Annotated in this window: 5 protein-coding genes; 2 read left to right on the top strand and 3 right to left on the bottom strand. The window is 42.8% G+C overall.

Annotated elements, in window-relative coordinates; genetic code table 11:
• Positions 1–227: 227 nt before the first annotated feature.
• Both evgA and evgS read left to right on the top strand, forming a co-directional pair.
• A complete protein-coding gene (gene evgA, locus HEN33_RS18525) occupies positions 228–842 on the top strand; it encodes an acid-sensing system DNA-binding response regulator EvgA (protein WP_000991370.1) in 615 nt (204 codons plus the stop codon).
• A gap of 4 nt (positions 843–846) precedes the next feature.
• Positions 847–4,440, top strand: coding sequence for an acid-sensing system histidine kinase EvgS (gene evgS / locus HEN33_RS18520; protein ID WP_176262576.1), 3,594 nt, complete (start codon positions 847–849; stop codon positions 4,438–4,440).
• Between the two features lie 55 nt (positions 4,441–4,495).
• Here evgS and yfdE read toward each other — a convergent pair whose 3' ends face one another.
• From yfdE to oxc, 3 genes are all read right to left on the bottom strand, one after another.
• Positions 4,496–5,641: a CoA:oxalate CoA-transferase gene (gene yfdE, locus HEN33_RS18515; protein WP_105277965.1), complete on the bottom strand. Its 1,146-nt coding sequence runs from the start codon at positions 5,639–5,641 to the stop codon at positions 4,496–4,498.
• A 73-nt stretch (positions 5,642–5,714) separates the two neighbouring features.
• Complete coding sequence (yfdV, locus tag HEN33_RS18510) at positions 5,715–6,659, bottom strand: transporter YfdV (protein WP_000955028.1); 945 nt, start codon at positions 6,657–6,659, stop codon at positions 5,715–5,717.
• A gap of 68 nt (positions 6,660–6,727) precedes the next feature.
• Positions 6,728–8,422, bottom strand: a complete 1,695-nt coding sequence (gene oxc / locus HEN33_RS18505; protein ID WP_176262577.1) for an oxalyl-CoA decarboxylase — start codon at positions 8,420–8,422, stop codon at positions 6,728–6,730.
• Positions 8,423–8,458: the final 36 nt, after the last annotated feature.

Here is an 8,458-nt window from a genome sequence, read left to right as displayed (position 1 = left end):
GATTAATAAGAAGCCTTATAGTACTCATTTGAAACTATAAGTTAGCGGTATTATCCCTGATTTTATTGTTGACATTTCATTTATGCCGACTATTTATATGGTATACTTTTTGAATTATCTTAAAGGAAGCTCAAATTTTCTTATTTTGATTGAGAAAATGAGATGATGCCTTATGTCTGTATTACTACAGGGAGAAGGGAGATGCTTCATTGCAAAGGGAATAATCTATGAACGCAATAATTATTGATGACCATCCTCTTGCTATCGCAGCAATTCGTAATTTATTGATCAAAAACGATATTGAAATCTTAGCGGAGTTGACTGAAGGGGGAAGTGCCGTTCAGCGGGTGGAAACACTTAAACCTGATATCGTCATCATTGATGTCGATATCCCCGGAGTTAACGGTATCCAGGTGTTAGAAACGCTGAGGAAGCGCCAATATAGCGGAATTATTATTATCGTCTCCGCTAAAAATGACCATTTTTACGGGAAACATTGTGCTGATGCAGGCGCTAATGGATTCGTGAGTAAAAAAGAAGGCATGAACAATATCATTGCGGCTATTGAAGCTGCAAAAAATGGCTACTGCTATTTCCCTTTCTCTCTCAACCGGTTTGTTGGAAGTTTAACGTCCGACCAGCAAAAACTCGACTCCTTATCGAAACAAGAAATTAGTGTCATGAGGTATATTCTTGATGGCAAGGACAATAATGACATTGCGGAAAAAATGTTCATCAGCAACAAAACTGTCAGCACGTATAAAAGTCGCCTGATGGAAAAATTAGAATGTAAATCACTGATGGATCTTTACACATTCGCGCAACGTAACAAAATCGGCTAATCACATGAAGTTTTTACCCTATTTTTTTCTTCTCTGTTGTGGTCTTTGGTCGACCATAAGTTTCGCAGACGAAGATTACATCGAATATCGTGGCATCAGTAGTAACAACCGTGTCACGCTTGATCCACTACGTCTGAGCAACAAGGAATTACGTTGGTTAGCGAGCAAAAAAAATCTTGTGATTGCAGTACACAAGTCCCAAACGGCTACGTTGTTGCATACCGATTCGCAGCAACGGGTTCGTGGTATTAATGCTGATTATTTAAATCTTTTAAAAAGAGCGTTAAATATCAAATTAACACTCCGGGAATACGCAGATCATCAAAAAGCAATGGACGCGCTTGCAGAAGGTGAAGTCGATATAGTGTTATCACATTTAGTTACTTCGCCGCCTCTTAATAATGACATTGCTGCAACCAAACCATTGATAATTACCTTTCCGGCGCTGGTAACCACCCTTCACGACTCAATGCGACCGCTTACCTCACCAAAACCAGTAAATATTGCTCGGGTAGCAAATTACCCCCCAGACGAGGTAATTCATCAATCATTTCCAAAAGCAACAATTATCTCTTTTACAAATTTATATCAGGCATTAGCATCCGTTTCTACCGGACATAATGATTACTTTATTGGTAGTAACATCATTACCAGCAGTATGATTTCCCGCTATTTCACTCACTCCTTAAATGTAGTGAAATATTATAACTCGCCGCGTCAATATAATTTTTTCTTGACCAGAAAAGAATCCGTCATTCTTAATGAAGTACTCAATCGGTTTGTTGATGCTTTAACAAATGAAGTTCGCTATGAAGTATCACAAAATTGGCTTGATACAGGAAACCTGGCCTTTCTGAACAAACCATTAGAACTCACTGAACATGAAAAACAGTGGATTAAGCAACATCCCGATTTAAAGGTGCTGGAAAATCCTTACTCCCCTCCCTATTCTATGACGGATGAAAATGGCTCGGTTCGGGGCGTTATGGGGGATATTCTTAATATTATTACCTTGCAAACAGGTTTAAATTTTTCTCCGATCACCGTTTCACACAATATCCATGCCGGAACACAGCTTAATCCCGGTGGATGGGATATATTACCTGGTGCTATTTATAGTGAAGATCGAGAAAATAATGTTTTATTTGCTGAAGCCTTCATAACAACGCCATACGTTTTTGTCATGCAAAAAGCGCCTGACAGTGAACAAACATTAAAAAAAGGAATGAAAGTTGCCATTCCCTATTATTATGAGCTTCATTCGCAATTAAAAGAGATGTATCCGGAGGTTGAGTGGATACAAGTCGATAATGCTAGCGCTGCATTTCACAAGGTTAAGGAAGGTGAACTTGATGCCCTGGTCGCGACACAGCTAAATTCGCGTTACATGATCGACCATTACTATCCTAATGAGCTTTATCATTTTCTTATTCCCGGCGTTGAGAATGCATCGCTTTCGTTCGCTTTTCCTCGCGGAGAACCAGAACTTAAGGATATTATTAATAAAGCATTGAATGCAATTCCCCCAAGCGAAGTTCTGCGCCTGACGGAAAAATGGATCAAAATGCCCAATGTGACCATTGACACATGGGACCTCTATAGTGAGCAATTTTACATTGTTACGACTTTATCCGTTTTATTAGTTGGCAGTAGCCTTTTATGGGGATTCTACCTGTTACGCTCAGTTCGTCGTCGTAAGGTAATTCAGGGTGATTTAGAAAACCAAATATCATTCCGGAAAGCACTCTCGGATTCCTTACCGAATCCAACTTATGTTGTAAACTGGCAAGGTAATGTCATTAGTCACAATAGTGCATTTGAACATTATTTCACTGCTGATTACTACAAAAATGCAATGTTACCATTAGAAAACAGTGACTCCCCCTTTAAAGATGTTTTTTCTAATGTGCATGAAGTCACAGCAGAAACGAAAGAAAACAGAACAATATATAGCCAAGTTTTTGAAATTAATAATGGTACTGAAAAAAGATGCATTAATCATTGGCATACATTATGTAATTTACCTGCAAGTGACAATGCAGTATATATTTGTGGTTGGCAAGATATTACCGAGACGCGTGATTTAATTCATGCACTCGAAGTAGAAAGAAATAAAGCGATCAATGCAACTGTCGCAAAAAGCCAGTTCCTGGCAACAATGAGTCACGAAATAAGAACACCAATAAGCTCCATTATGGGCTTCCTGGAACTTCTGTCGGGTTCAGGTCTTAGCAAGGAGCAACGTGTGGAGGCGATTTCACTTGCTTACGCCACCGGACAGTCGCTCCTCGGCTTAATTGGTGAAATCCTTGATGTCGACAAAATTGAGTCGGGTAACTATCAACTTCAACCACAATGGGTCGATATCCCTACTTTAGTCCAAAACACTTGTCATTCTTTCGGTGCGATTGCTGCAAGCAAATCCATCGCATTAAATTGCAGCAGTACGCTTCCTGAACGCTACCTGGTTAAAATCGACCCTCAAGCATTTAAGCAGGTGCTGTCTAATTTACTGAGTAATGCCCTTAAATTTACCACCGAGGGGGCAGTAAAAATTACGACTTCCCTGGTTCATATTGATGACAACCACGCTGTTATCAAAATGACCATTATGGACACCGGAAGCGGATTATCGCAGGAAGAACAACAACAACTGTTTAAACGCTATAGCCAAACAACAGCAGGTCGTCAGCAAACAGGTTCTGGTTTAGGCTTAATGATCTGCAAAGAATTAATTAAAAACATGCAGGGCGATTTGTCATTAGAAAGTCATCCAGGCATAGGAACGACATTTACGATCACAATCCCGGTAGAATTTACCCAACAAGTGGCGACTGTCGAGGCAAAAGCAGAACAACCTATGACACTCCCTGAAAAGTTGAGCATATTAATCGCGGATGATCATCCGACCAACAGGCTATTACTCAAACGCCAGCTAAACCTATTAGGATATGGTGTTGATGAAGCAACTGATGGTGTGCAAGCGCTACACAAAGTCAGTATGCAACATTATGATCTGCTTATTACTGACGTTAATATGCCGAATATGGATGGTTTTGAGTTGACTCGCAAACTCCGTGAGCAAAATTCTTCCTTACCCATCTGGGGGCTTACAGCCAACGCACAGGCTAACGAACGTGAAAAAGGGTTAAATTGCGGCATGAACTTATGTTTGTTCAAACCGTTAACCCTGGATGTACTGAAAACACATTTAAGTCAGTTACACCAGGTTGCGCATATTGCGCCTCAGTATCGCCACCTTGATATCGAGGCCCTGAAAAATAATACGGCGAACGATCTACAACTGATGCAGGAGATTCTCATGACTTTCCAGCATGAAACGCATAAAGATCTACCCGCTGCGTTTCATGCGTTAGAAGCTGGCGATAACAGAACTTTCCATCAGTGTATTCATCGCATCCACGGTGCGGCTAACATCCTGAATTTGCAAAAGTTGATTAATCTTAGCCACCAGTTAGAAATAACGCCCGTTTCAGATGACAGCAAGCCTGAAATTCTTAAGTTGCTGAACTCTATTAAAGAACACATTGCAGAGTTAGACCAGGAGATTGCGGTTTTCTGTCAACAAAATGACTAAATAGCGGCTCCCACAATGTTCAAATGTGGGAGCTATTTACCAGCACATCTAACATTTACGATGAGAATTCCTGGCGAATTTGTTCCCCATGCTGGTCGAGCGTTGCCGCTCCCGGCATAACATGCGGGTCCGCGCAGCCGCTGATTTTTATCGGATTACCCGGCATCATTATTCCCCCGGCTTCAATCAACATATTTCTCGCCTGAGTTTGTGGCAAATTAATGGCCTCAGCCACACTTAATAACGGCGCTACGGGTACACCAACTTCATGTATTCTGGCTAACCAAACTTCAGCTGCCTGCGTTTTTAACGTCCGCTCAATATATTGTTTAAGAATAGCTTGATTTTGTACACGTAAAATATTGCTGTTAAATCGGGGATCATCAACAAGTTCCGTCAGATCCAGTGCCTGGCATAACGCAGAAAAAAGCTTGTCATTACCACAACAAATAGTAATTGGTTTATCCTGAGTATCGAAAACATCAAAAGGAGCCATGTAGGGATGGCGATTTCCCAGACGTTGTGGTGACTTCCCAGTCGCGATATATGCCATCAGTCCATGCTCCAGAAAACTCAGAGTGGCATCAAACATCGCGATATCGACATGCGCCCCTCGCTGGCTCTTTTCGCGGCCATAAAGCGCACTCACGATTCCACTGAATAAATAGACACCGCCACAGAGATCTGCAAGAGAGGTGCCAACACGCACTGGCGGAGCATCAGGATATCCCGTTTCCATCATTATTCCACTCATTGCCTGAATAATGGTATCGTAGGCCGGAGCATCTTTTAGCGGACCGGTATGTCCGAAACCTGAGGATGAAGCATAGATGAGACGTGGGTTGATTTCTTGTAGCGTTTCCCACGAAAACCCCAGTTTTTCCATTGTACCTGGGCGAAAATTCTCAGCTAATACATCCGCTTGTTTAAGCATATTTATAAATATGCTTTTATCGTGATCATTCTTTAAATCAAGAACCACGCTCTCTTTGCCATGATTAATAAAACTGTAATAGAGTGACTGTCCATCCACATAGGGACCAAATGTGCGGGTATCATCACCATGACCTGGCGGCTCAACTTTAATTACCCTTGCGCCCATATTACAAAGAAGTTGAGTTCCGAAAGGCCCATTAAGGACATGAGTCATATCAATAACTAATAACCCTTCAAATGGGCCTTTGCTTTCAGTATTTGTCATTTGCTTATGCCTTGAAAAAAAGCCGAAGGTGAAAAGACTCTTCGGCATTTATGAAAATTAATAACATGATTAATTATGAAACCAGTCGACTGACATAAATCCACAAGGGAGCCGTGACGACAAAACCCAGCACGCTAACAGCCAATGACGCTGTACCAGTGCGGGTGTAGACATTAAACCGGCTGGCAATAATGATTCCGGAGAATGCCGGCGGTAATGCGCCTGCCAGTACCATCATCTGCAGATGTTCGCTGTTCAAATGACATGCCATACCAACGAGAAGCAGTGCCAGTGGCATCAGAATCAGCTTCAGGAAGGTGTTATAAGCAATTTCAGCACTGAACTCGAATTTATGTGCAGCCAGAGTCAACCCCGCAGCGAATACCGCTACCCCTGAGTTAGCCTTCGCAATCAGATTAAAGGTTGGATCCCATGCTGCCGGAATTTTTACCCCAACCAACACCAGGATCGTTGCCAGAACAGGTGCCCATACGACTGGCTCCTTTGCCGCAGAGATTAACGCGCTCAGATTGCTATTCTTCTTACCATCCGCTCCAGAGGAAGGATTCAGCAAATATAGACCAATAGGAATAGTAATTGCGTTAACAATAATAGAAATAATTGCTACCACTAAACCTGTTGATACGGAATCACCATAAATAGGGTCGAGAACTGCAAACCCCAGGAATCCAATGGTAGGTGAACCTGCAATTAATGCACATACTGCTGCTTCTGCATGGGTACGTTTAAAAAATTTGTAGCAACCAAACCAGGAGAAAAAGAAACATCCGACAATAACCACAAGTGATACAAGGGTCAGGCGAGTGTCCGCAAAAATCATTTCCCTGTTTGCCCGGGTAATAGAAACAAATAGGGCCGCAGGAAGAGCGTAGTTTAATACCAGTTTATTAAATGCCCGGGCTTGATCTTCTGAAAAAGTTTCTCGTCTGCCGCTAAAATAACCCAACAGCATGATTACGATAATAGGCAATAAATCGCCAATAAAAAATGTTAGCATAATAGTATTTCCGATAAGGGTCCCCTCACCATCGATAATGAGTTGGCAAGAGGAGACGATGTCAGTATTTAATTACCAGCGACTTGTTTTGGGTTAAGTTTGGTAATATGGCCACTTTCAGTTCCTGCTGCTGGGTCGATGACCACATTAATAATGGTCGGTTTGCGCGACTGAATACCGGTGGTTAAAGCATGACGAAGTTCATCTGTCGTGGTGACGTTATATCCAACGCCACGAAATGCATCCATTAATTTGTCATACCTTGCATGGTGCAATAGATCTGTTGGTGATGGTGCACCAGCGCCACTGAGATCAACACCGTCTCCTCTGTAGATGCCGCCATTATTAAAAATAACGATTGTCACCGGCAGGTTATATCGACAAATCGTTTCAATCTCCATCCCACTGAAACCAAAAGCACTATCACCTTCAATGGCGACAACCGGAGAACCAGAGGTCACGCTAGCACCGATGGCATAGCCCATACCGATGCCCATGACACCCCAGGTGCCACAATCCAGACGACGACGTGGTTTATACATATCAATAATATTTCGTGCATTATCCAGGGTATTTGCCCCTTCATTAACTAAATAAATATCCTGGTTCTCGCACAATACATCGCGCACAGCACTCAATGCATTAAAGTAATTTAATGGTTGGGTATCTGTACTTAACTTTTCATGCATTTTTTGCGCATTTTGCTGCTTGTGGATATTTATAATATCGCGCCACACCAGTGGAGTCGTAAATGTATTTTGTTTCAGTTCTGCCAGCATACCGTGCATACTGGATGCAATATCGCCAACGACTGGCACAGTAATGGGTCGATTGCTGTCAATTTCCTGCGGTTCTATATCCAGTTGAATAAACTGTGTATCTGCCGCCCATCCTTTTTTACCGTGCGCCAGTAACCAATTCAGTCGCGCCCCAACAAGCATGACAACATCAGCATTTGCCAGCGCAAACGAACGCGCAGCCGCCGCAGAAAGTGGATGCGTATCTTCCAGGATCCCTTTCGCCATAGACATTGGCAGGAATGGAATCTGGGTACTTTCAATAAACTCACGAAGCTGCTCATCAGCTTGTGAATACGCCGCGCCTTTACCAAGGATAATTAATGGCCGTTCTGCTTTTGCTAACAGCGAAATTGCACTAGTGACTGACTTCGGGCATGGCAATAACGCTGGCGATGGGTTTTCAACTTTAACAATAGTGGCTAATGCCTCGTCTTTTTCCATCGTCGCAGCCAGGACATTTGCTGGCAAATCAAGATAAACACCACCAGGGCGACCCGAAACGGAGACCCGGATAGCGCGTGCCAACGCAATGCCAAGATCCTGCGGCTGGTTAACGCGGAATGCCGCTTTGGCATAGGGTTTTGCCGCATTCATTTGGTCCAGCTCTTCATAATCACCTTGCTGGAGATCAACGATCGCGCGATCGCTGGAGCCGCTGATCATGATCATCGGAAAACCATTTACTGTTGCGTTGGCCAATGCGGTCAAACCATTGAGGAATCCTGGCGCAGAAACGGTCAGGCAGATCCCTGGCTTTTGGGTAAGAAAACCGCTTGCCGCAGCCGCATAGCCTGCAGATTGCTCATGACGAAAACCAATATAACGAATGCCTTCCGCCTGGGCATGGCGCGCCATATCCGTCACAGGAATACCTACAACACCATAAATAGTGTCAATATTATTCTGTTTTAATGCTTCAACGATGATATGCATACCATCTGTCATTTGAAGTTGATCTGACATGATTAATAACCTCGAAATTTTTATAAATTGGGAGCC

Source organism: Escherichia sp. 94.0001 (genome assembly GCF_013369155.2).
GTDB lineage: Bacteria > Pseudomonadota > Gammaproteobacteria > Enterobacterales > Enterobacteriaceae > Escherichia > Escherichia coli_F.
Note: the sequence above shows the minus strand (reverse complement) of the source record. Positions and strands in the feature narration are given on the sequence as shown.